At 34.5% G+C, this 25,521-nt stretch carries 23 protein-coding genes; 19 read left to right on the top strand and 4 right to left on the bottom strand.

Annotated elements, in window-relative coordinates; genetic code table 11:
• Positions 1-77: 77 nt before the first annotated feature.
• The 4 genes from liaF to FS935_RS16490 are packed head-to-tail and all read left to right on the top strand — an operon-like array spanning position 78 to position 3,351.
• A complete protein-coding gene (liaF, locus tag FS935_RS16505; RefSeq protein WP_240050932.1) occupies positions 78-815 on the top strand; it encodes a cell wall-active antibiotics response protein LiaF in 738 nt (245 codons plus the stop codon).
• Positions 812-1,855: a sensor histidine kinase gene (locus FS935_RS16500; RefSeq protein ID WP_146949742.1), complete on the top strand. Its 1,044-nt coding sequence runs from the start codon at positions 812-814 to the stop codon at positions 1,853-1,855. Before liaF ends, FS935_RS16500 begins: the two co-directional genes overlap by 4 nt.
• Complete coding sequence (locus FS935_RS16495; protein WP_146949741.1) at positions 1,848-2,480, top strand: response regulator transcription factor; 633 nt, start codon at positions 1,848-1,850, stop codon at positions 2,478-2,480. Before FS935_RS16500 ends, FS935_RS16495 begins: the two co-directional genes overlap by 8 nt.
• Before the next feature lie 31 nt (positions 2,481-2,511).
• The gene (locus tag FS935_RS16490) at positions 2,512-3,351 is read left to right on the top strand and encodes an STAS domain-containing protein (protein WP_146949740.1); all 840 of its coding nucleotides are present in this window, start codon (positions 2,512-2,514) and stop codon (positions 3,349-3,351) included.
• 160 nt (positions 3,352-3,511) lie between these two features.
• Here FS935_RS16490 and FS935_RS16485 read toward each other — a convergent pair whose 3' ends face one another.
• Entirely contained in the window at positions 3,512-5,068 is a 1,557-nt protein-coding gene (locus FS935_RS16485; protein WP_146949739.1) for an ABC-F family ATP-binding cassette domain-containing protein, read from the bottom strand.
• A 247-nt stretch (positions 5,069-5,315) separates the two neighbouring features.
• Between FS935_RS16485 and FS935_RS16480 the strand changes: the two genes are divergently transcribed.
• From FS935_RS16480 to qoxD, 7 genes are all read left to right on the top strand, one after another.
• Positions 5,316-7,493 carry a DNA topoisomerase III gene (locus tag FS935_RS16480; protein WP_146949738.1) on the top strand — a complete coding sequence of 726 codons (2,178 nt, stop codon included), beginning with the start codon at positions 5,316-5,318 and terminating at the stop codon, positions 7,491-7,493.
• 40 nt (positions 7,494-7,533) lie between these two features.
• Entirely contained in the window at positions 7,534-7,998 is a 465-nt protein-coding gene (locus FS935_RS16475) for an SRPBCC family protein (protein WP_146949737.1), read from the top strand.
• A 304-nt stretch (positions 7,999-8,302) separates the two neighbouring features.
• Positions 8,303-9,277: a nuclease-related domain-containing protein gene (locus tag FS935_RS16470; RefSeq protein WP_158638629.1), complete on the top strand. Its 975-nt coding sequence runs from the start codon at positions 8,303-8,305 to the stop codon at positions 9,275-9,277.
• A gap of 316 nt (positions 9,278-9,593) precedes the next feature.
• Complete coding sequence (qoxA, locus tag FS935_RS16465; protein ID WP_146949735.1) at positions 9,594-10,514, top strand: cytochrome aa3 quinol oxidase subunit II; 921 nt, start codon at positions 9,594-9,596, stop codon at positions 10,512-10,514.
• 82 nt (positions 10,515-10,596) lie between these two features.
• Complete coding sequence (gene qoxB, locus FS935_RS16460) at positions 10,597-12,540, top strand: cytochrome aa3 quinol oxidase subunit I (RefSeq protein ID WP_146949734.1); 1,944 nt, start codon at positions 10,597-10,599, stop codon at positions 12,538-12,540.
• Between the two features lie 3 nt (positions 12,541-12,543).
• The gene (gene qoxC / locus FS935_RS16455) at positions 12,544-13,140 is read left to right on the top strand and encodes a cytochrome aa3 quinol oxidase subunit III (RefSeq protein ID WP_146949733.1); all 597 of its coding nucleotides are present in this window, start codon (positions 12,544-12,546) and stop codon (positions 13,138-13,140) included.
• Between the two features lies 1 nt (position 13,141).
• Positions 13,142-13,432, top strand: a complete 291-nt coding sequence (gene qoxD, locus FS935_RS16450; protein ID WP_146949732.1) for a cytochrome aa3 quinol oxidase subunit IV — start codon at positions 13,142-13,144, stop codon at positions 13,430-13,432.
• Positions 13,433-13,506: 74 nt separating this feature from the next.
• On the opposite strand, the gene FS935_RS16445 is transcribed toward qoxD, so the two are convergent.
• Positions 13,507-13,773, bottom strand: coding sequence for a spore morphogenesis/germination protein YwcE (locus tag FS935_RS16445; RefSeq protein WP_158638628.1), 267 nt, complete (start codon positions 13,771-13,773; stop codon positions 13,507-13,509).
• 432 nt (positions 13,774-14,205) lie between these two features.
• Here FS935_RS16445 and FS935_RS16440 point away from each other — a divergent pair, with 432 nt between their 5' ends.
• From FS935_RS16440 to FS935_RS16425, 4 genes are all read left to right on the top strand, one after another.
• Positions 14,206-15,414, top strand: coding sequence for an MFS transporter (locus FS935_RS16440; protein WP_146949731.1), 1,209 nt, complete (start codon positions 14,206-14,208; stop codon positions 15,412-15,414).
• A 154-nt stretch (positions 15,415-15,568) separates the two neighbouring features.
• Entirely contained in the window at positions 15,569-17,098 is a 1,530-nt protein-coding gene (locus FS935_RS16435; protein WP_146949730.1) for a sensor domain-containing diguanylate cyclase, read from the top strand.
• 420 nt (positions 17,099-17,518) lie between these two features.
• Positions 17,519-18,394 carry an ABC transporter permease subunit gene (locus FS935_RS16430; RefSeq protein WP_146949729.1) on the top strand — a complete coding sequence of 292 codons (876 nt, stop codon included), beginning with the start codon at positions 17,519-17,521 and terminating at the stop codon, positions 18,392-18,394.
• The gene (locus FS935_RS16425) at positions 18,387-19,406 is read left to right on the top strand and encodes an ABC transporter permease (protein WP_146949728.1); all 1,020 of its coding nucleotides are present in this window, start codon (positions 18,387-18,389) and stop codon (positions 19,404-19,406) included. Before FS935_RS16430 ends, FS935_RS16425 begins: the two co-directional genes overlap by 8 nt.
• Before the next feature lie 48 nt (positions 19,407-19,454).
• Here the strand turns inward: FS935_RS16425 and FS935_RS16420 are convergent, their stop codons facing one another.
• Positions 19,455-19,622 carry an aspartyl-phosphate phosphatase Spo0E family protein gene (locus FS935_RS16420; protein WP_146949727.1) on the bottom strand — a complete coding sequence of 56 codons (168 nt, stop codon included), beginning with the start codon at positions 19,620-19,622 and terminating at the stop codon, positions 19,455-19,457.
• Positions 19,623-19,844: 222 nt separating this feature from the next.
• Between FS935_RS16420 and FS935_RS16415 the strand changes: the two genes are divergently transcribed.
• From FS935_RS16415 to FS935_RS16400, 4 genes are all read left to right on the top strand, one after another.
• Positions 19,845-21,146: a TolB-like translocation protein gene (locus FS935_RS16415; RefSeq protein ID WP_146949726.1), complete on the top strand. Its 1,302-nt coding sequence runs from the start codon at positions 19,845-19,847 to the stop codon at positions 21,144-21,146.
• A gap of 419 nt (positions 21,147-21,565) precedes the next feature.
• Positions 21,566-22,471 carry an SDR family oxidoreductase gene (locus FS935_RS16410; RefSeq protein ID WP_146949725.1) on the top strand — a complete coding sequence of 302 codons (906 nt, stop codon included), beginning with the start codon at positions 21,566-21,568 and terminating at the stop codon, positions 22,469-22,471.
• 397 nt (positions 22,472-22,868) lie between these two features.
• Entirely contained in the window at positions 22,869-23,777 is a 909-nt protein-coding gene (locus FS935_RS16405) for an NAD(P)/FAD-dependent oxidoreductase (protein WP_146949724.1), read from the top strand.
• Between the two features lie 113 nt (positions 23,778-23,890).
• A complete protein-coding gene (locus tag FS935_RS16400; protein WP_146949723.1) occupies positions 23,891-24,145 on the top strand; it encodes a hypothetical protein in 255 nt (84 codons plus the stop codon).
• Positions 24,146-24,305: 160 nt separating this feature from the next.
• On the opposite strand, the gene FS935_RS16395 is transcribed toward FS935_RS16400, so the two are convergent.
• Complete coding sequence (locus FS935_RS16395) at positions 24,306-25,157, bottom strand: AraC family transcriptional regulator (RefSeq protein WP_146949722.1); 852 nt, start codon at positions 25,155-25,157, stop codon at positions 24,306-24,308.
• Positions 25,158-25,521: the final 364 nt, after the last annotated feature.

Raw genomic sequence — 25,521 nt, 5'->3', positions numbered from 1 at the left:
GTAAAGAGGCTTTTAAATAAATATACTATCTATCTACTAAAATCGAGTAAAATAAAAAAGGAAGGAGGATATCACTTATGATACAAAATAACGTTAAATCAGAATACTTCAATTGGATTGTTTTAATAGGAATACTCCTTCTTTTTTTAGAGGTTTTATTTTTTAATGGTGGATTAATTATAACGTTTATATTATCGATAGGATCCATCTATTTAGGACGAAAATGGAAGCCTCGTTTTAGCGGTAAGGTTTTTTTCTGGATAGGCTGGATATGGTTTATTGTCACGGTTTTAAATATGATGACATTTCGTTATTTTTTATGTGTTGTTTTGCTATATTATATTATTCAGTTTTTCCAAACTCAGCAGAGACCGAAGAAAATCAAACCAATTGTGTTGGAGAAATCAAATGAGAACCGAACAGAGCCTTTAATGGAACGTAAAAAGTTATTTAATAATCGTTTCTTTTCCAGTCAAGAAACACCTGAACATGCCTATGAATGGAATGATGTTAATATCCAGGTGGGTATTGGAAATACAGTGATTGATTTAAGTGAAACTGTATTACCTAAAGGTGAATCAGTGATTTCTATTCGCAATTTAGCAGGAAATGTAACAATTCTTGTTCCATATGAATTTGAGGTTCATATCAATTCTTCGATAATCGCTGGAACGCTTGCGGTATTTCATGAACAAGAACAAAGGATTATTAATGAAAATATTGTTTATGAAACAGAAAATTACCAGCCTTCTGAACAGAAAATAAAGCTTTTCACTTCATTTATAACAGGTAGACTTGAGGTGAAGAGAATATGACGATTATTCAAAGGCAAATTTTAATTGGAGCTATTTTTTCACTTTGCTGTTTTGTTTTATTATCATTATTGTTTTTCACTGCTTTCCCAATAGCTAAATGGAGTTCTTTATGGGAAGAAAAGATCTTTGATTTGCCTTTCATTTATATCGTACCAAGTATTAGTATTTTAATTGGTGTTTCTTATGGACTAATTTCAGGATTGTTTTGGCAAAAACAGCTGAATTCAGTAGAAGTGGCAATACGCGAGCTTGAAAAAGGTAAAGCAATATCTGCTGAGCCACATTCAGTACCAGAAATACTAAGCATTTGGAAAAAGATTGATAAGGTACAAAAGCAAATGTTAGAGCAAACAAAGCTTTCTCAAAAGTTAGCAAATGAAAGGGCAGAGGATCAAGAAAAAAGAATTCAAGAAATGGTTTCACAAGAGAGAAATAGATTAGCAAGAGAATTACATGATTCTGTAAGCCAACAGCTTTTTGCTGCTTCTATGATGATGTCAGCTATTACAGAATCTAAAGCTTCTTCTGATGATCGTGAAACAAAGCAGCTAAGATTAATTGAAGAAACGATTCATCAATCACAGCTTGAAATGAGGGCACTTTTGCTTCATCTACGTCCTGCTGCATTAAAGGGCAAAACCTTACAAGAAGGAATTCAAGAGTTACTGGTAGAATTAATGCAAAAAGTAACAATGGATATTAAGTGGAAAATCGAACCGATCATTTTAGATAAGGGTGTTGAAGATCACTTATTTCGAATTCTCCAGGAATCTGTTTCAAATACATTGCGTCATTCAAAAGCAACTAGCTTAGATATTTTATTAATATTAAGAGATGATTTTGTTATTTTACGAGTTTCTGATGATGGTGTAGGTTTTGAACTTGACGATGAGAAAACCGGATCTTATGGTTTACAAAATATGCATGAACGAGCTATTGAGCTTGGAGGATCTATGAAAATTGTAAGCCTAAAAAATAGAGGAACACGTTTAGAAGTGAGAGTTCCTGTGCTTGCAGGGGAGGGCGATAAAGATGATTAAAGTGGTGTTTGTTGATGATCATGAAATGGTTAGGATAGGGGTTTCCTCCTATTTATCTGCACAATCAGATATAGATGTTATTGGTGAAGCTGATAACGGTAAAAAGGGTGTTGAATTATGCCTAGAGCTTCGTCCTGATATTATATTAATGGATTTGGTCATGAAGGAAATGGATGGAATAGAAGCAACAAAAGCAATCATTGACGCATGGCCTGAAGCGAAGATTATTATTGTCACAAGCTTTCTTGATGATGAAAAGGTTTACCCAGCACTTGAGGCAGGTGCAACTAGCTATTTATTAAAAACATCTAAAGCTAGTGAAATTGCAAATGCAGTTCGCTCTACTTTCCATGGGCAATCAATACTTGAGCCAGAAGTTACGGGAAAAATGATGATGAAAATGAGGCAAAAAGATGTCATTTCTTTACATGATCATTTAACATCAAGAGAGATGGAGATTCTCATGCTGATGACACAGGGGAAAACGAATCAGGAAATAGCTGATGAACTATATATAGCTCTAAAAACAGCAAAAACTCATGTGAGTAATATTTTAAGCAAGCTCGAGGTTCAGGACCGAACTCAGGCTGTTATTTATGCTTTTAAACACTCGCTTGTAAAATAACCATGATCGTTTTGATGAAGGAGAGACAACTATGCATAGAAATATTGAGTTATATGAATTTTTAGTAGAGAATTCTTGGCAAATCACTGAACAATGGTATCAACAATTAGATGATCTAGATGAATCATCCGTGTACTCAACTCAGGATACCGTGACAATTAATTCGTTAAAAGAAAAAAACCAAGAATTTGTAATGCAGTTACATAAAATATTTAATACAGAAGAAAAGTCATTTTTTGAAAAATTTGAGGAATGGACGGTTAACTTAGCGAAAGATCAAAAGCATTTAGATACTGATGTTCATTATGTAGTAAGAGAATTCTATCGAACTCAAGACATCTACCTTTCATATATTCAAACATTCTATAAACAAAATCAAGATAAATTAGAGATTGACCAATTCTTCACATGGAGTAACATTGTGAGAAAGGTTTTTAATTTATCAGTCTATATTTATATCGATGAAGCAAATAAAAATACATTGAAGCAAATTGCTGCACAAAAAGAGATGATTAATGAACTAAGTTCACCAGTGATTCTCCTTCAAAATAATGTTGCCTTACTTCCGTTAATTGGCGATATTGATACAGCACGCGCAAAATTAATTTTAGAGAATACACTAGCACAATCTGCCAAATTAGGAATAAGTAACTTATGTATCGATTTATCAGGAGTGGCAATTATAGATACGATGGTAGCTCATGAAATCTTTAATTTGATAAAAGCACTTAAATTATTAGGTGTTTCATCCACTTTATCTGGAATCCGTCCTGAAATTGCGCAAACAGCTATCCAGTTAGGACTAGATTTCGAGGAAGTACATACTGCTGCATCTCTTGCTCAGGCATTAGAGAAAATAACTAAGGGTTAAGGCTGAAGCACAAAAGGACTTTACTATAATTGAAAATATTTAATCTTATTTTCATCAACTTTTAGGTTATAACAATCTACCAAACATCACCAAACATCACCATACAAAAAATTACATAGCAAAAAAGCAGCTAGTAAGATTCAGCTGCTTTTTACTCATTTCAATTTGAACTATTTTCTGCCCAATCCTCAATATCCCATACCTTTGTTACCCAATCTTCATAAAAATCAGGTTCATGGCATACAAGGACAACAGTTCCCTTATAGGCTTTGATTGCACGTTTTAATTCTTCTTTTGCCGTTACATCCAAATGATTTGTTGGCTCATCAAATAATAACCAGTTGCTTTCGTGCATTTGTAGCTTACATAAACGAACCTTTGCCTGCTCTCCACCACTTAATTGTGTTAATGGACGTGAAATATGCTCGTTTTTTAAACCACTGCGTGCTAAAAGAGCTCGTACTTGATGTTGATCTAAGCTAGGAAATGCATTCCAAACATCATCGATTGGCGTAATAGAATCAGCTTTTACCTCTTGTTCAAAATAAGATGGAAAGAGGAAATCACCACGATTTACCTTACCGCCTAATGGATCAAGTTTACCAAGAATTGTTTTTAATAGTGTTGATTTACCAATACCATTACATCCAACAATCGCAATTTTTTCTCCACGTTCAATAGTCATTGTTAACTTAGGTAAAAGAGGCTCATTGTAGCCAATTTCAAGATCCTTTGCTTCAAAAACAAAGCGGCTACTTCCACGAGATTCTTTGAATTCAAATGTTGGCTTCACAGCTGTTTCAGGACGATCGATTCGTTCGATACGATCTAGCTGCTTTTGACGGCTTTTTGCACGACCTGTTGTTGAATAACGTGCTTTATTTTTAGCAATAAAGTCTTCTTGCTTTTTAATGAATTCCTTTTGTTTTTCATACGCATGAATATGTTGATTTTTATTAATTTCAGCAAGCTCTAAGAACTTCTCATATGTTGCTGTATAACGAGTAAGTTTAGAAAATTCTAAATGGAAAATAACGTTTGATACACCATTCATGAATTCTGTATCATGTGAGATTAATAGGAAAGCATGAGGGTATTCTCGTAAATAATTTCTTAACCAGCGAATATGCTCTACATCCAAATAGTTGGTCGGCTCATCAAGTAAAAGAACATCAGGCTGTTCGAGTAAAAGCTTTGCAAGTAAAACCTTTGTACGCTGACCACCACTTAATGCAGACACATCACGTTCTAAACCAATCGCATCAAGACCAAGACCACGTGCTGTTTCTTCAACCTTCATATCTAATAAATAGAAGCCGCCAGCGTCTAGACGATCTTGAATTTCTGCCATTTTTTCTAACAACTCTTCAAGCTCCTCAGGACTTGCAGTAGCCATTTTATCTGTTACTTCATTTAATTCCTTTTCTTTCTCAAATAAAGGCAAAAAAGCATCGTTTAAAATATCACGAATGGTTTTTCCTTTTGTTAAAACTGTATGTTGATCAAGGTAGCCATAACGAACACCTGGTGTCCATTCAACGCGTCCATCGTCATGAATAAGCTGCCCTGTAATAATATTCATCATCGTAGATTTCCCTACGCCATTTGCACCAACAAGACCTACACGTTCTCCCGCTAATAAGCGAAGTGAAACGTCTTTAAATAATGTTCGATCTCCATAGCTGTGACCGAGATTATCGATTGATAATAGACTCATTTCTCCTTAACCCTCCAAAAATAACCAGTATCTTGCCTCATTCTACTATTGTTTGATTTAATAAGCTAATGGTATATAGATGAAGTACTTTGATTTTTCATTGTTTTTTCAATTTAACCTATGACAATTAACATTTACTAGTATCATGCTTGTTTTTGAAAAAACTGGATGCGAAAACAAATTAGATTTACGAAGTAATTACACTTATAATAGAACAAGGACTATGTGTATGTGAAAGGATGTTTAGATGAGTAAAACTGTTGTTTTAGCTGAAAAACCTTCTGTAGGAAGAGATTTAGCTAGAGTATTAAATTGTCATAAAAAAGGAAACGGATATCTTGAAGGAGATCAATATATCGTGACATGGGCTTTAGGTCATCTCGTGACTTTAGCTGATCCAGAAACATATGGTGAGAACTATAAATCTTGGCGTCTAGAAGACTTACCGATGCTACCTTCACCATTAAAGCTTGTTGTGATCAAAAAAACAGGAAAACAATTTCAAGCTGTTAAATCTCAGCTTTTACGTAAAGATGTCGGAAATATTGTCATTGCCACTGATGCAGGACGTGAAGGAGAGCTTGTTGCTCGCTGGATCATTGAAAAAGCACATGTGAACAAGCCAATTAAACGCCTATGGATTTCATCTGTGACAGATAAAGCGATTAAAGAGGGCTTCCGTAAGCTAAAAAGCGGTAAGGAATATGAAAATTTATATGCTTCAGCTGTTGCAAGAGCAGAAGCAGATTGGATCGTTGGGTTAAATGCAACACGTGCACTAACAACAAAATATAATGCCCAGCTGTCTACAGGTCGTGTCCAAACACCAACACTTGCCATGATTGCCCAGCGTGAGGAAGAAATCCGCAGCTTTAAGGCTAAGAAATACTTTGGTATGAAGGCAGTAACAAATGAGGGATTATCACTTATTTGGCAAGATGCTAGATCTAAAGATACAAAAACATTTGCTGAAGATCAGCTCGAACAAAAATTAAAGGTTTTGAAAAATAAATCCGCGGTCGTTGTTGATGTGAAAACAACGCCGAAAAAATCCTATTCACCTGCACTATACGATTTAACAGAGCTTCAGCGTGATGCAAATAAACGATATGGTTATTCTGCAAAAGAAACACTTTCAATCATGCAAAAGCTATATGAACAGCATAAAGTATTAACATATCCAAGAACCGATTCACGTTATTTAACAAGTGATCTTGTTTCTACATTAAAAGATCGACTTGATGCCTGCCGAACAAAAGAACATGCTGCGGTTATTGCAAAAATTACAAAGCAGCCGATCAAAGCAAATAAATCATTTGTTGATGATCAAAAAGTTTCAGATCACCATGCAATTATTCCAACAGAAGAATCTGTACCGATGAGTGCATTAAGTGATAAAGAAAGAAAAATTTATGACTTAGTTGTGAAACGCTTTTTAGCTGTATTATTACCTGCTTATCAATATGACCAAACAATTGTTACAACAGAAATCGGGAATGAATCGTTTTTTGCGAAAGGAAAACGAATTGTTTCTCTGGGATGGAAAGAGGTTTACAGTGACTACAAAGATGATGATAGTGATGATGAACAAACACTTCCTTCCTTATCAAAAGGTGACAACCTTTCACTAACATCATTATCAAAAACAACTGGTGAAACAAAACCTCCAGCACGCTTTAATGAAGCAGCACTTCTTTCTGCAATGGAAAATCCAACAAAATATATGGCAGGAGAAAGTAAAGAGCTGATCCAAACAATTGGTGAAACAGGTGGACTCGGCACAGTTGCAACAAGAGCAGATATTATTGAGAAGTTATATAGTAGCTTTTTAATAGAAAAAAAGGGCAAAGAACTATTCATTACTTCTAAAGGTAAACAGCTGTTAACACTAGTTCCTGAAGATTTAAAATCACCAGTGTTAACAGCAGAGTGGGAGAGAAAGCTAACAAAAATCTCAAAAGGCTCTTTACCTAAGCAAACTTTTTTAAATGAAATGAAGCATTATGCCAAAGAAGTTGTAAACGAAATAAAAAATAGCAAGCAAACCTTTAAGCATGACAATGTAACAGGAAAGAAATGCCCAGAATGCAGTAAGCTTCTTCTTGAAGTGAATGGCAAAAAAGGAAAAATGCTTGTTTGTCAGGATCGTGAATGTGGCTATAAAAAGGGTGTTTCAAAAGTAACAAATGCTCGCTGTCCAAATTGCCATAAAAAGCTTGAACTACGAGGTGAAGGCGAAGGCCAAATGTTCGCTTGCCGCTGTGGTCATAGAGAAAAAATGTCAACATTCCAGGAACGACGTAAAAAGAATCAAAACAGTAAAGTCTCCAAACGTGATGTTGCACAATATATGAAAAAACAAGATGACGAGTTTACTAACAATGCATTAGCAGATGCGTTAGCTAAGCTTAATCTTAAGAAGTAATCTCCTCCAAGTGAACCATTTTTAGAATAGGAAGATTAACATGCCAATTATTAAAACGGATATGTTTATTTATGCACCGCGCCACATTTGCTTTGATGTTGCGCGGGATATTGATATTCACACACAATCGACAAGCCAAACGAATGAACGGGCTGTTGCAGGTGTAACAAGTGGCTTAATAGGGTTGAATGAAACGGTAACATGGGAAGCCGTTCATTTTGGCATAAAGCAAAACCTGACTGTCCGCATAACAGAATTAGATTTTCCAAACAGATTTGTTGATGAAATGGAAAAAGGTGCATTCAAACGCTTTTATCATGTGCATGAATTTATAGAGAAAGAAAATGGTACATTGATGGTTGATTCGTTTGATTACACATCTCCATTTGGATTTATAGGTAAAATAGCTGATCGACTTTTTCTTGAGCAGTATATGAAAGAATTTTTAGTGAGGCGTAATCGGTATATAAAGTTGATTGCAGAAGATAGGTATGGTGGGAAATAGGAAGTAGTGAGTTGGGCCGCATGAATGCGGCTTTTTTATTTTCGGGAAAATTGCTGATGTTGTCATAGATAGGGAGATAGTGGGTGGCTTGCTTTGCGAAATTTGTTAGTTGGTGTCGAATGAACGATTAATACTGAAAGTTGAATGAATAATATCAAAAGTTGAATGATTATTGGCCAAAGTTGAACGAATAATAGTAAAAGTTGAACGATTCTAGGATTCAACCAAAATTTTATATAAAAAGAGAGAGGTATTAGCTGCTTTTTATAGAAGATATATGTCATAAATGAATGGAGTTGATGAAATGATCATAAAAACACGTGAAAAGCCACTAATTATATTACAATTAGAAGCATTAGTAAGAAGATTACCACCGGAACATGTTAAACTACCGAGGATAAAAGAGAGTTTATCGAAAAGAAATGCCGGATACAAAGGAGAAAAAGCTGTTGACTATCATCTTGAACAGCAACCGGAAAAAGATTTCGCAATTTTGAATGATTTACGACTTCAAAATGATGATTACTACTATCAACTTGATTCTATCCTTATCAATAGTAGCTTTATAATTACTCTAGAAATAAAAAATATTGCGGGAACACTCTTTTTTGACCAAAACTTTCATCAGTTAATCCGTACGATAGATGGAAAAGAAACTGCTTTTCCAGATCCAATAGTTCAGTCGCAGCAGCATGTTACAAAGCTTAAGAACTGGCTAATTAAAAAGCAATTTCCAGACATTCCGATTATCCCTCTCGTTGTGATAAGCAATACAAACACTCTCATCCGGACTTCTCCAGAAAATCAACGGTTAAGCGACATTGTCATCAACATCAATTACCTTCCCTTTAAAATCCTACAAATTCAAAAACTCTATTCAAAACAAATTTTTAATGACAAAGATTTGAAAAAATTAGCTAGACAATTGAAGAAAAACCACACAGAGCAATTTCAACCTGTTTTACCTAGGTTTGAAATAAATGAAAAAGAGGTACTTAAAGGTGTAATATGTCCAGCTTGTAAAACGTTAGGTATGGAAAGGATATTTGGGAGTTGGTGTTGCCCGAGATGCCAAACAAAAGATAAAGACGCACATATTCTTGCTTTAAATGACTACTATTTGTTATTTGGTCAAGATATTACCAATAAGCAATTAAGAGAACATATATGTATTTCTTCTCCTACATTAGCTGTAAGAATTCTAAACTCAGTAACCCACTCATCTAGCGGATCCACCAAATCAAAAGTGCACAAATTATCCTTAATTGTTAAAGAATAACCATCCAACTAATGCACAACCTCCCATTACAGTAGTATTTTTTCCAAAGAAGTGAACAATTTATGATCAAATTATTACGAATTCGTGATCATCCGTTGAACGTTGCATGACACTTCTTTTTATTGATTATCAGAGGAGTAAACGTCTGATATGATGTGAGTAAGCAGTTTGTGTGACCTTTCACACAGTTTACAATAAAGTATATCGAATCGTAATAAGTTCATTTGATCACACTTACTTTTCGGTTTTAGGTAATTTATGTAGCACCAAAGAATAGATTGAAAGTTTATGTGTTTTTAAAGAAAGGAGTACTTGTATGAAATTGAAATTGGCTTTATTCACAATTATTTTATCTGCTATTACAGTACTTGCAGGTTGTGAGCCTTTATTGGTGTTAGATCCAAAAGGTCCTCAAGCAGAAAGACTCGCTAGTGACATTCTGTTATCAATGGGAATTATGGTAGGTATTGTTATTGTTGTATTAGTGTTATTGGTTATGACGTTAGTAAAATATCGTGCTTCTAAACAAGCAGATGATTATGAGCCACCACATATTGAAGGGAATATTTGGGTTGAAGCAGTGATGATTGGTATTCCAATCCTTATCGTTGCGTACCTTTCATTTGTTTCTGTTCAGAGTAACTATATTGTAGAGTCAGCTCCAAAAGGTTATGAAGATAAAGAGCCATTAGTTGTTTATGCTTCATCATCTAACTGGAAATGGCATTTTAGTTATCCTGAAGAAGGAATTGAAACTGTGAACTATTTATATATTCCAACAGATCGTGCTCTTGAATTTAAATTATATTCTCATGGACCAATTACAAGCTTCTGGATTCCACAATTAGGTGGACAGAAATATGCGATGAATGACCATGTTACAACACTTCATTTAGCAGCAGATGTTGCTGGAGATTATATGGGACGAAATGCAAACTTTAGTGGTGCAGGTTTTGCTGAAAATATCTTTGATGTAACAGCTATGTCACAAGAAGAGTTTGATGAATGGGTAGAAGAAGTAAAAGAAACGGCTGATCCTATTACAGAAGATAAATTCGAGGAATTACTTGAGCCTGGTCATCTTGGACGTATGACGTTCACTGGTACACACTTAGAATTTAATTCACCACCAGAAGGTCATCACAATCATGGCTCAACAGACCATGAAGGTCATGAAGAATCAGAAGAAGCTGATTCACATTCATCTGACGAAGAAACAGACCATAGTAATCATTAATTCAAAAACAGTAAAGTAGAAGTCGTTAACAAAAAGGTTTTATCATTACGGACATTTCACTTCCGAAAGGAGTCAAAATAGAATGGAATTTTTCGAACGCTTTGCCATACCTCATCCAAGTCTTCCGATTTATATAGCAATGGTATCTATTGGACTTACTGTTATAGGAATACTTGCAGGGTTAACGTATTTTAAAAAATGGGGTTATTTATGGCGTGAATGGTTAACAACTGTAGACCATAAAAAAATCGGTATTATGTATTTACTTTCTGCCTTAGTGATGCTTTTCCGTGGTGGAGTAGATGCGATTATGATGCGTGCACAGCTTGCTGTTCCAGATAATGTTTTACTAGATTCACAGCATTATAATGAAATTTTTACAACACATGGAATTGTTATGATTTTATTTATGGCGATGCCATTTATCATGTTCTTTATGAACTTTGTTGTTCCATTACAAATTGGAGCACGTGATGTTGCTTTCCCAAGATTGAATGCATTAAGCTTTTGGTTGTTCTTTATGGGTGCAATGTTATTTAATATCTCATTCGTTATTGGTGGTTCTCCTGACGCTGGGTGGACTTCATATTTCCCACTTGCAGGGAACGAATTTAGTAAATCAGTAGGTACGAACTATTATATGATTGCCATTCAGATTGCTGGTATTGGTACATTAATGACAGGTATTAACTTTATTACAACGATCCTTAAAATGAGAGCACCTGGTATGACGTTAATGAAAATGCCAATGTTCACATGGTCTTCTCTAATTGCTAGTGCGATTATCGTATTTGCTTTCCCTGTCTTAACAGTAGCACTTGCTATGGGAACGATGGATCGATTGTTTGGAACGAACTTCTTTACACTTGATAACGGTGGTATGGATATGCTTTGGGCTAATATCTTCTGGGTATGGGGACATCCTGAGGTGTATATCTTAATTTTACCTGCGTTTGGTATTTTTAGTGAAATTATTTCTACATTCGCTAGACGTAACTTATATGGATACAAATCAATGGTAGGATCAATGGTTATTATCTCACTTCTATCATTTATCGTTTGGGCTCATCACTTCTTTACAATGGGTCAAGGGGCACTTACAAACAGTATTTTCTCTGTAACAACAATGGCTATTGCTGTACCAACAGGTGTTAAGATCTTTAACTGGATATTAACACTTCGAAAAGGAAAAATTACTGTGCCAACACCAATGCTTTACTCTTTACTTTTCATTCCACTATTCACTTTAGGTGGAGTAACAGGAGTAATGCTTGCGATGTCAGCTGCAGATTATCAGTATCATAATACGATGTTCTTAGTAGCTCACTTCCACAACGTTATTATTCCAGGTGTAGTATACGCTATGCTTGCAGGATTCACATACTACTGGCCAAAACTTTTCGGTTTCATGTTAAATGAGAGAATCGGAAAATGGACAGCATGGTTAATGTCTATAGGATTTATCTTGGCGTTTATCCCAATGTATATTACAGGATTAGATGGTCAAGCACGTCGTATGTACACATATTCTGAGTCAACAGGATTTGGTCCATTAAACATGGTTTCATTTGGTGGAGCTGCAATAATGGGAATCAGCTTTGTTCTGATTGTTTATAACATCTACTATAGCTTCCGTTATGCATCAAGAGATATTAGTTCAGATCCTTGGAATGCACGTACGCTTGAGTGGGCAACACATACACCTGTTCCAGAATATAACTTTGCAATTATTCCAGAAGTTAAGTCTGAAGAAGCATTCTGGGATGCGAAGAAAAAAGGGCATGTATTATTTAAAGGTGAATATGAAAAGATTCATATGCCTAACAACAGTGGTTTACCATTTATCTTAAGCTGTATATTCTTTGTTTGGGGCTTCTCATTAGTATTTAGCTTGTGGATCCCAGTAATTATTACAACAATAGGAATTTTTGTATGTATGACAGTACGTTCATTTGAAAAAGATCATGGACGTTACATCTCTGTGAAAGAGATCGAAGAAACTGAATCAGAATTGCGAGGTGCGTAATAAATGAAAATAGATAACTCGCTTCCGCTTGAATATAGTACCGAAGAAAATCGGTTAAAGATATTAGGATTTTGGATATTTCTAGGTGCCGAAATTATGCTATTTGCAACACTTTTTGCATCATATTTCACACTAGAAGGACGTACCGCAGATGGTCCAACTGCAGCAGAAATATTTCACATTACACCAGTTTTAATTGAAACACTATTATTATTAACAAGTAGTTTTACAATAGGGCTAGCTATTCATGCAATGCGACTTGGTAGACAAAAAGCGATGTTAACCTTCTTTGGAATTACACTTCTTCTTGGGTTAGCATTCCTAGGAGTCGAAATCTATGAATTTGCTTTATATGTCCACGAAGGTGCGGGATTGCAAACTAGTGCATTCACATCGATTTTATTAACAACATTGGGAACACATGGTGCTCACGTATCACTTGGGTTGTTCTGGGGATTGTTTATTATGATCCAAGTGAAAAAACGTGGATTAACTCCTGAAACAGCTAACAAATCATTTATTTTCTCACTTTACTGGCATTTCCTAGATGTTGTCTGGATCTTTATCTTTAGCTTCATCTATTTGAAAGGAATGATGTAAGATGAGAGAGCTATTTCCAATGAAACAAGTCATGGGTTTTGCGTTTTCATTAGTTTTAACTGTCGTTGCACTTGCAGTATATTTCTTAGATATGTCATTCGCTTTAGGTATGACAATACTGCTTATCACAGCATTTATCCAAGCAGGTCTTCAGCTTGTTGTATTTATGCATGCTGGTGAGTCTGAAGATAAAAATGCGATTTATCTAAATATTTATTATGGGATTTTTATCGCTCTTGTAACAGTATTCGGTACATTACTAATAATGGTATGGGATATGGGCGGATATTAATCATATAGCTGTACAATACAAAAAAGGTATGACTCAATTTAAGAGTCATACCTTTTTTGTATTGTGTAACGTTCTTAATAAATATAATCTTTTACTCGTTTTGAAAAGTGAGACAGATATACGTAAAGACCTGTTCCAAGAGCAGCAAGAACATTTATTGCGAAAATGATACCGAATAATGTGAATTCCAGTGTGCCAAAGCTAGTTGTCATATATAAAGCAAACATGATCCACATTAGTGCTATAACAGGCATTTGAAGGATCGCAAGTTTTTTGTTTTCTTTCCATAAAAATAATGGTGTCGCACTTGAAAATAGTAAATAAGCAAAGAATACGTCCATTTTGTATCATCTCCTTAAAAATGTTGACGCTTTCAGGTTTGTGTCTAAAAAAAGAATATTTTGTGAACATTTTGTTACAATTAATATAACATAGGACAAGCTAATAAATAAAGTAAAAAGTGAATGATTTTAAAAAGAATTTGGAATGTTAAGTAATATACATTGACTATATAATTTTGTTTGAGTATAAGTGAAGATGGAGTATTTTAAAAATATTATTTAGTAGTGTTACGTTTTATTTAGCCTTTTAGTGGGTTTTTTAAACTTTACACATTAATTTCTAGGTAAACCGCACAGAAATACATCTTAAGATTATGAACAGGTTTCAAAAAAAATTATAGACTTGGTATAAAAATCAACCGGTAATTTTTACATGTGTGGCAAAGAAGTGAACACCACTATTTGATGCTCTACTAGTGAAAGGTGGTCGAAATGGTAAAAACTCAAGAATTATCTCGAAGAAAATTACTTGGAATCGCAGGGCTTGGATGGATGTTTGATGCAATGGATGTTGGGATTCTTGCATTCATTATTGCTGCTTTGCAGAAGGATTGGAATTTAACAACAGCTCAGATGGGTTGGATTGGTAGTGTTAACTCAATTGGTATGGCTGTAGGTGCTTTAGTATTTGGCTTGATGGCCGATAAAATTGGTCGTAAGCATGTATTCATTATTACATTACTATTATTTTCAGTAGGTAGTGGTATTTCTGCTTTTGTGACATCTTTAACACTCTTTCTTATCCTCCGATTTTTTATCGGTGCTGGATTAGGTGGGGAGCTTCCTGTAGCATCAACACTTGTATCAGAGAGCGTACCAGCGAATGAAAGAGGAAAGGTTGTTGTTTTATTAGAAAGCTTCTGGGCTGCTGGCTGGCTACTTGCAGCACTTATATCTTATTTTGTCATTCCAAGCTATGGGTGGCAGGCAGCATTACTATTAAGTGCACTACCGGCATTTTACGCTTTATATTTAAGACTAAAATTACCAGACTCGCCTAGATTCCAAGCAGTAAGTGTATCTAAACAAAAAGAGTCTTCATGGATGAAAATTTCAAAGGTTTGGAGAAAGCCTTATACAAAACAAACAACAATGTTATGGATTTTATGGTTTTGTATTGTTTTCTCTTATTACGGAATGTTTTTATGGCTACCAAGTGTAATGGTTATGAAGGGCTTTAGCTTAATTAAAAGCTTTCAATATGTGTTAATCATGACACTTGCTCAATTACCTGGCTACTTCACGGCTGCTTATTTTATTGAACGTGCAGGACGTAAATTTGTGCTAGTTACCTTCTTAATCGGAACTGCAGTTAGTGCTTATTTCTTTGGAAATGCCGATTCTCTACCTTTATTATTAACATCAGGAATTTTCCTTTCCTTCTTTAACTTAGGTGCATGGGGTGGTTTATATGCATATACACCAGAGCATTATCCGACAGAAATTCGCGGAACAGGTGCTGGTTTAGCTGCTTCATTTGGAAGAATTGGTGGAATACTTGGGCCGCTATTAGTTGGTTATTTAGTGGCAGCAGACGTATCGATTAATGCGATTTTCTTAATATTTGCTATTGCAATATTTATTGGAGCTATGGCTGTACTGTTTTTAGGAGAAGAAACAAAACAGAGGGAATTGGTTTAAATACGATGATTTAAAGGAGGTTAGTTAACGCTAATCTCTTTTTTGTAGTTTTAAAACTTCTCCATATAATACCTAGGATAAGTTATAAAAGAAATGCTACTCTTTGATAATTTTTATAATATAATGAATTATGAAAGAAAAGTAGGTGACAAAATTGACCTTACGTAAAAAGCTGCTATTTGCCTCAATAGGTATTATTACCTTCTTTATGTTACTCATAATGGTGATTGCAGGAATGATCACAAGTAAAATTCATTCTATTTATGAGCGGGAACAGGTAACAAAACAAATAAATCAAACTCGAAATTTAATTAAAAATGAAATAGAAAATTTAAATCAATTAAATTTAGATTACGCTGCATGGGTTGATACATCAAAATTCATCCAAGAGAAAAATTCAGAATATATTGAATCAAATTTCACAGAAGAAACCTTTGAACAAAACCGTATAGATCAAGTTATATTTTTAAATCAAAAAGGTCAATTTGTTTATAGTAGTAGGTTGAACGCTACTACTGGAGATTTAGCTGAGAATGTTGCAGAACCAGATTGGTTGGATCTTTATCATTTAAAAAAGCCTCTTTCCCCAGATGAAAAGATTAGTGGAGTTATCCAAACAAGTGAGGGGATAACCTTAATTTCTGCTCATCCTATCTTAAATAGCCATTATGAGGGACCATCAAATGGAACCCTGATTTTTACTAGAAAATTTGATCAGGAGTTAATTAGTGAGATCGGAGATACGATCGAATTAAAGCTCTCACTTTTTCAATCAATCCCAAAAGAATTAAATGCATTAAAGCTAAAAAATCTAGGTGAGGATGACTTATACATTCATGAACTGAATGATACTGAAATAGCTGGATATAGCACACTATCTGATTTACTAGGAAATAAAATTAGTTATGTTGAGGTCAAAAGCGAGCGAACCATATACAAAAATGGTAGACTTTTAGTTTTATTAAACCTCGTCTCTCTTTTAGTATTAGTAACGGTCATATGTACGGTCATTTATTATACTTTTGATAAAATATTTGCTTCAAGAATTATAAGATTAAAGCAAAGTGTTATCGGAGTTCGTTCATGTAAGAAATTAGGAGGTCGTGTTGGCGAGCATGGCGAAGATGAAATTGGTGATCTTGCCAATCAAATAAATGAAATGCTAGATGCTCTTGAAACTTATAGTGAAAAGTGGAAACAAAGAGCAAATTATGATTCACTTACAAATCTCCCTAACCGAGAATTTTTAACACAATTGATCGCAGATGAAATGACTAAAGAGGAAAATTTCTCTGTTTTCTTCATGGATTTAGATGGATTTAAGGATGTTAATGATACGTATGGACATGAAACAGGAGATAAATTACTACAAGTAGTTTCAGAGCGTTTAAAGAATGTTGTTCGTTCAGGTGATGCGGTCTCAAGACTAGGTGGAGATGAATTTGTTTTGTTAATCAAAAAAGCGAGTGATCAACAAATCATTATTGACTTAGCTGAAAGAATAGTAAAAGTAGTCAGTGAGCCTTTCCATATCAACGGCTCTGTCATTTCTGTTTCAGCAAGTATTGGAATTGCTACGTATCCACAGCATGGAGCAGATTATCGATCACTAGTTAAAAATGCAGATGAAGCTATGTACAAAGCAAAGAAAAATGGGAAAAATAATTATTATGTATTGAAATAAGCTGTATGATAAAACATAAAGCTGGGACATAAGTATTTAAGCTAATGATAAACCCGAATTATTAGGTGATAATTAACCATTTGCCTAATAGTTCGGGTTTTTACTTTCGTCTTTAATAGACTTTTTGATTTTGCATACTATTTTTAAGAATTTAATGAAATGGAGCGGAAGACACTAGGCCACCTACGGGTATAGCGGAAAGGCTGAGACCTCGTAGGCTCAGCTTCCTCCTCGGCGAATCTTGTGTCTGCAGCGCAATGGAACGAACTTGTTTCTTTCAGCTTAACTGAATTTAGATTTATTCATCTTTTTGTATGACTTCTTTAATTTTGTTCCATCCCCTTTTACATTATTCAAATAGTAGAATAATATATAAATAGAAATAAATAATTGGGAGGAATTAACATAGGAGGTGGAAGGATGAAAAAGCTAGGTGGTATGGTTGGTCAATTTATTGCTGCTTGTATAGGAATTGTTATATTTGGTGCAATACCTTCGTTGTTTTTCACTGTTGGTACAGAAGAAGGTCCTTTAGCCATGTTTTTTAAAACAGTAAAAAGTATATTGTATAGCTTAGTTCATTATGACGAACTTACGATAATGATGAGAGGAACAGAATATAAGCTATATCCACTAATTTTAGAAGGTGCATTATATTCACTAACGCTGATTTTAGGAGCTTTGATCTTAGCATATATAACATCGATATTATTAACGATCGGCACCATGCAGTTTCCTAAATGGCTACGAGAGAAAATGAAGTTTCTCATTTTGTTTCTTGAATCTCTGCCAGATATATTAGTCGTTTTAGTCCTGCAGTTAGTGATTATCGTTCTTTATAAGAAAACAGATTTCCTTCTGATGAAGGTTGTAACAGTTGGTGATAGTCAGGCCTTATTATTACCTATCATATGTTTAGCTCTTTTGCCTACAATTCAGCTTTATCGTATAACGGTACATCTTTTTGAGGAGGAGCTTTTTAAGGATTATGTTTTACTAGGAAGGGCAAAAGGATTACATCATACTTTTTTATTAGTTGTTCATGTGTTTAGAAATACCGCAATTTCTTTATTTTTTAATTTGAAAAAGACAATCTGGTTTATGCTATCAACCTTAGTTGTTGTTGAACTGTTATTTGGTATATTTGGAATTACCTATTATTTGACAACGTATATGGCTCCAGAAGTGTTCACCTTTATATTATTATTTTTATTTGTACCGATTTTTGTTTTTTATCATATCGTTAAAATGATCATCGAAAGAACAATTAAAGGGGGAGAACAGTCGCATGATTAAATTATTTAAAAATCCTCTCTTTTTAATTGGGTTCGTGTTTATAGTTGGACTAGTCACGGCTAGTTTTATTTATTCTCATATAGTGAATAACGAAGTAAAACAGATTTACCATATATATGGTGAAGATAATGAATTAGTCGATTCAGCACCTATTGCTCCTAGGAAAGAAGCTCTGTTAGGTACCGATAAGCTTGGATATGATATGTTAAGCAAGGTCCTCATTGGTGCAAAATTTACGATATTAGCGGCACTCATCATTGCTATATTAAGAATGGTCATTTCGGTGCCAATTGGATTGATAGTAGGAACATATTTTTCAAAAACAAAAAAATATTTAAATAGTTTAGTAGATGCTTTTCACTTTATTCCACTAACAATTATCGCTCTATATTTATTACAGCCAGTTCTCTATATGCGACCAGAAGGCTTTACATATTCTCTCACAGAAAGAATGGGAATCGAAATTCTTGTATTAGCTATACTAACTGTGCCTATTTTATCTGTACTTATTGGTAATGAAGCAGGAGAGCTATTAAAATCTGAATATGTAATCAGTGCTAAAACATTAGGGGGATCTAACCTACATATCATAGTAAAGCACATTATTCCGATTATGAAGGATCGTTTCTTCATCCTATTTGGTCAGCAGTTTGTCCAAACATTGATCGTTATGGCGCATTTAGGATTATTTAATTTATACTTTGGTGGGACGCTAGTGTCATTTGATAAGATGGGTACTGATCCACCTCAATCTATGACTAATGAATGGTCAGGACTAATAGGCGGGACAAAAATTTTCCTGCAATGGGCACCATGGATTCCGTTAACTCCAATCATCTGCTTTGCCCTAACAATATTGGCAGTTTCATTTATGGTAGAGGGATTTTCTAGAGTAACAACAGGAAGACCTGTTTATTTTAAGAAAAGAAAGAAATTTAATGAAGATCGAATGAATAAAATGGACATAGAAAGTAGAAGTGATCAGTTCAAACTCTTGAACAAGTCATCTTAATGAGGATTATCTTAGGAAGGTGATTTTGAAGTTTTTTTGTTAGCAAAATCACCCACATTTTATTTTTTGGTATCTGTTCAGAAGAACGTCTAGAGCTTGGCTGCATTTAATGGTTTCAGGGTGTTCAATTCCTTTATGCTCTGCAGTTGAAATCATTTCCATTCTAAGTAATGAAATTTCTGCCTCCAATTTATAAATGGGGAGCTCTATTTTCATTGTTAATACTCTCCTTAAGATAAATTTTTGTTAGGAATTCGGTTTCTATCAGTTAGGTATATATTAAAACAAATTATATAAAGATATAACGTTTTCGACAATTGTTATCATAATATGACAGTGTTTTTAGGTTATATCATTGTAGTGTAAAAGTATGTTACTGCTTTTTGACATGCTACTAGTATAGCATCACTTCCATCTTAAACAAGGAGAGGATATTTTTTGAAACAAAATCGGATAACTATTTTCGTTATGATCATTAGTTTTGCTCTTACTGTTACTTCCATTTCTTATAATATGTTAGTAGACCACGATCCGTATAAATATTTTACAGGCTTGGGAAGCGATATAGCTGTTTCACCGAATGATGAGGAAATTGCCTTTTCATATTTTTTAGATGGTAATGAAGAGATTTATACGGCAAATATTGATGGCAGTAATATGGATAAAGTGACAGAGGGTAGTAATCATCGATATCATACACCAAGATTTTCAACAGATGGGGAGAGTATTTTATATCTATCAACTTCTGAACATAATATAAACAGCTTAATCACACAAAACATTGACAGTGATAGCAGTGTGCAGCTTACAGATAGCACCCTGCATGTGACAGATGCCTTATTCTCTTCTACAGGAGAAAGCATCTATTTTATTGGAATCTTAGCAGAGGAGTTTAAGAAAGCAGAAGGTGAAACAAAGGAAGGCTTTGATCTTTATCAAGTAGATGTTGCTAGTAAAGACATAACACAGCTAACTGATAATGACCATTTTTCCATGACTGATCTTTCAATTTCAAAAGATGGAAATAACATATATTATAGTTTATTCAAAAACACCGAACAGCTTTATAGCTACGATTTAGAAGATAAGATAGAAACGCCTGTAGATGAAGGGTCGAAGCATGAAGTATACTCTTCAGTTTTATCGTTTGATAACAAGTATTTAGCTTATACAGCTGTTTCAGAAGAATCAGAGGATACATCATTATTTAAATATGAATTGTATGTGAAAAACCTAGAAAATAATGAAACAAGTAAGCTGACTGATTTGCAGACATATGTGCAGTCACCAACATTTTTTAACAAATCCAATAACCTAATTTTTTTGGAATATAAAAACTGGCCAGCAGAACCAGAGAACTATCAGCTAATGACCATGTCATTAACAGATGAAGCTCCTTCCCCAGTAGATTTGGAACTACCTGAATCACAAAAGAGCCATCTGTTTATGAAGCTGGTTGATCTTTTCGTAAGTGAGGCAGCGCTTGCTATTTATTACATTGTCTTTTTTGGGTGTTTCATTGTTTTATCACAAAGACATTCGCGAAAAGTATTTCTCCCATTTTTTATTAGTTTAGGTCTTGCAGTTGTGTTATTTATTAGTAGCTTTGTTGTGGCAGCATTAAGTAACCCGTGGTATGGAATAGCAATTGCAATGGTTGCAGCTGCGATGGTTGGCTGCTCAATTGTACTGTTGCTTCTTACATTTATTGTGAAGAAAATAGTGAAACCTATTTTATAGAGAAAAGAGCTAAAGTTGTGAATTTACAGCTTTAGCTCTTTTTTAGTTTTGCATCTGGTGTGGCGGGGAGCGAATTTTGTCGAATGAACGATTATGCGAGGAAGTTGAATGATTATCATGAAAAGTTGAATGAATAGTAGATAAAGTTGAACGATTATAGCCCAAAGTTGAATGATTACTAAGGTATGAGCTGAGTTTAGCTATTAAGAGGACTGACAAGTATAGTTTATTTCAATTTGGGAGTTGAATTGACGCTCTTTATTGCTCTTTTTTCTGAAAAGGGCTCTTCTCACTATGTAATAGTCCTTATTTTTTATCTTTAAAGTGGTCGTATCGCTAATTTCTTGTTCTCTGTCCAAGCAATGTGGGAATAGTGTTAATTGAATGCCAAGATTACATGATCTCAGGGAGGGAATTAAATGTATCCATATCCTGTTTATCCATACTATGCGATGCAACAAAAAGTTAAGCAAAAACCGATTGTCTTTCCGCCTCAGCATCAGGAGCAACAGCCAGGCTTAGAATATAAAATGGATCCAAGGCCCATTTCTGAATGGGCTGGATATAAAGGAAGCGGCAAGCTTAAAAATAAAGTGGCGATCATCACTGGCGGTGATAGTGGAATTGGAAGAGCGATAGCATATGCATTTGTGAAAGAAGGGGCAGCTGTTGTGATTGCCTATCTGAATGAACATAAAGATGCACAAGAAACAAAGCAAAGAATCGAGGAGCTTGGAGGAAGATGTTTGCTTATTTCAGGAGATCTTGGGCAAGAGCATACCTCCTATGAAGTCGTGCAAAAAGCAATTCAAGCATTTGGCAGACTCGACATTATTGTGAATAACCATGCTATCCAAATTGTTCAGGAAAGTATCCTTAATATTTCCGCACAACAGCTTGAAGCAACCTTTCGAACGAATATATTTGCCTTTTTCTATATGACTAAAGCGGGTTTACCTTACTTAAAAGAGGGAAGTTCCATTATAAATACAACTTCAATTACAGCTTATGAAGGAAATGAGAAACTTATAGATTATTCAGCAACTAAAGGAGCAATTACCACGTTTACACGTTCACTATCTCTTTCATTAGTGGAGAAGGGGATAAGAGTGAATGGAGTTGCTCCAGGACCAATTTGGACTCCATTAATTCCAGCTAGCTTTTCAGCAAAAAATGTATCAACCTTTGGCTCAGATACTGAAATGAAGCGACCAGGTCAACCCTTTGAATTAGCGCCATCTTATGTTTATCTTGCATCAGATGATTCTAGGTATGTAACTGGGCAAGTGCTGCATGTAAATGGTGGGAGATTTAGAACAACTTAACGAATTTGAATAACATTTTTCTATTTTACACAGGGTATAAAGTAATAAAATGCCTGTGTATAACCTGTGAATAGTGGAAAAAAGACCTATATATATTGTGGCGAACGAATGTACCCACACAAAATGTGGATAGATATTGTGGATATGTTGATAACTTCTGTGGATAACATGCTATTAATTGTTCAAAACTATGTTAATATCTAATTTTTTAATTTGGGAAATAAAAATTTGTGGAAGAATAATAATTTTCTATAGATTTATCTTACTTATCCACAATCCATATTTGTAGTTGAAAGGATTTGAAATAGCAAATCCTTTCTTTTACTCCGTATAAATTAGAATATTACAGAGACTTTGTTGCATTCTAATTTATACGAAGTAAAAAGGACGGGTGAAAATGGTAGCAAAGAATTATGAATGCATCATTGTTGGAGCAGGAATTGCAGGATTACAAGCAGCTATTCAGCTTGGCAGGTATATGCACAATGTACTTGTTATTGATTCTGAAGATGGAAGATCAAATTTGTGCAGAGGCTATCATAATATTCTTGGCTGGCCAGAAGGCGTTAGTGGCCAAACTCTTAGACAGTTAGGTATAAAACAAGCTCAAGACCTGAAAGTTGAATTTTTAAATGATAGGGTTATAAACGCACAAAAACAAGATCATCAGTTAACTTTACAAACCAGTTCAGCCAAAGAATTTAAGACCAAAACATTATTGCTGGCTACTGGTATAAAAGATCGTATTCCACCAATTAAAAACATTAATCCATGCTTAGGTATATCCGTATATGTATGTCCTGATTGTGATGGATATGAGGTAAGAGACAAGCATGTTTTATTACTTGGTTCTGGAAAAACGGGGGCAAATCTTGCACTAACTTTAACGTATTGGACAAACAACATCACGTTTATTAATCATGATCGAGAGGAACTAGATCCAAAAATAAAAGGAAAACTTAGAGCTGAAAATATAATAACTATAAATGAAAAAATAGAATCAGTCATAACTGAAAATGAGTCAGATTTTAAAGGGGTAATCCTACAAAATGGACAAGCTATCACTGGAGATAAAGGGTTTATTGGGTTCGGAGGAAATGTTGTACATTCAGATCTAGGACAACAGCTAGGTGTTGAGCGTCTAGAAAACAAACATTTACTTGTAGATCCAAGAACAAAAGAAACAAATATAACAAATGTGTGGGCTGCTGGTGATGTTGTTGCTCATTCGGAGCAAGTGACAATTGCCATGGCAGATGGCTGTCAGGCTGCAATATTTATTCATAAGCGACTATTAAAAAGCTAGTGCACTATGGAAATGAAAAAAAAATCTGAAAATATATAAAAGCAGACTTTTACATTGCTGGGGATCATCTTGTATCATAGAAGCTAAGGAGAAAGACAAGGGAGAGAAAGGCAATGAAAAATGAAATAGAAGAGCTATATGATGAAGTGTATGAAAAGCTTGCAGATTATCATCAACAATCTCAGGATTTACTGATAAAGCTAGCCTCAGTAGTGAAGGATGAACGAGAAGAGGAAACAGAAAAGCTGGAAAGAATAGAATTTGCTCTACAAGCTGCAAAGGACATTATGGAAAACATGATGACACCAGGAACAAAAATGACGATCATGCATCAAAAAGGACTTATTCAAATTGATTTAAATGATTAGCAGAATGCAAAGAGGCAGGGACATACATAATTATTTACTGTAATGATTAACCCGAAGTATTAGGTAATTGATCAATTAATCTTTCACCAAATAGTTCGGGTCTTTATTTTACTGTCTGCTATAGATTTTTAAATTTTTGCACTGGCTACTTTATCTTCTTTTACTCCCCATCACCTTGGCGGATTTGACCTGGCGATTTTCCGGTAAGCTTACGGGTGATTTTGTTTAAATAGTTAGCGTTTTTATAGCCTACTAATTGAGCTACCTCATCAACAGAATATTTTGTATGCTCTAAAAGTTCAATCGCTTTTTGCAAGCGGATATTTGTTAAATATTGAATAGGTGTGACACCTGTTTCTTGTTTGAAAAGTCTTGAGAAATGATATTTCGATAGCTTTGAAGCTTCTGCCATTTCTTCAGCTCCAATTTCATCTTGATAGTAATTTCGTGCAAATAAAACAGCACTTATGATTCCTTCTGACCAATCCTTCATTAATTTGTCATTTGTTGAAAGATATAAATAGAGCTCAGTAATAAAGTGATAAGCAATGCTTGAGCCTTGATAAGCATTGGTAATCTTTTTATCTCTTGCATCATCATATATTTGCTTTAAAAGCTTAACGGGAGAAGATTCTGGGTGAAACCTGACAACCTGACTTTCAGAATTTCGGATATAATCCCAACAACGCTTAGCTTGCTCGCCGTAAAGTGTTAAGTAAAGAAATTCCCATTTACTCGAATTCTCTGGTAAATAATAATGATAATTACTTGGACTGCTCACAATAAAAGCATGTCCAGGTTTTAAAGAATAAATCTCCCCATCTATTGAAATTTCCCCACCACCAGATAAGGTATATTGAAAAATATATTTGCCTTGATCCTTTCTTTCTGTTCCACTCCAATTATAAAGTGAAGAATGCTGCTCATCCCAACCGACTGACCAGATTTGTGTAACAGAGTTTACATGGGGTTCATTAAAGCGAAAGGCAATGGCTCCGGTTTTCTTATCCATAGCAAAAAACTCCCCTTTTTCTACCCTTTTTATCATAGGCTCTTTTCTGAAAGAATGTTATTAATTAACCTGATTTTGCTTTGGACATAATGTTTTTACAGCATAAAAGGTACTAATCGATTAAGAAAAGATACCACCAGGCTTTATACTGTGCAGTTTTCTTAGAGTTGTTTAAGCAAATAAGGTTTATGGAAACAGCTCACTATATTAGCAAAAAAAGAGTGTGAAACTTTAATTTATATAGGTTGAAAACAAGTTGTTTTCAGTATTTTCTTCAGTATTATCCAGATCAGGAATAGCAAAAAAGTGCTAAAACGTCACTTTAATTTTACCATTGTTTCCAAAGAAAAAGGACTATAAAATG

It is taken from the genome of Metabacillus litoralis (genome assembly GCF_007994985.1).
Lineage (GTDB): Bacteria > Bacillota > Bacilli > Bacillales > Bacillaceae > Metabacillus > Metabacillus litoralis.
The sequence above is the reverse complement of the archived record's forward strand: the minus strand, read 5'-3'. Positions and strand labels throughout refer to the sequence as shown.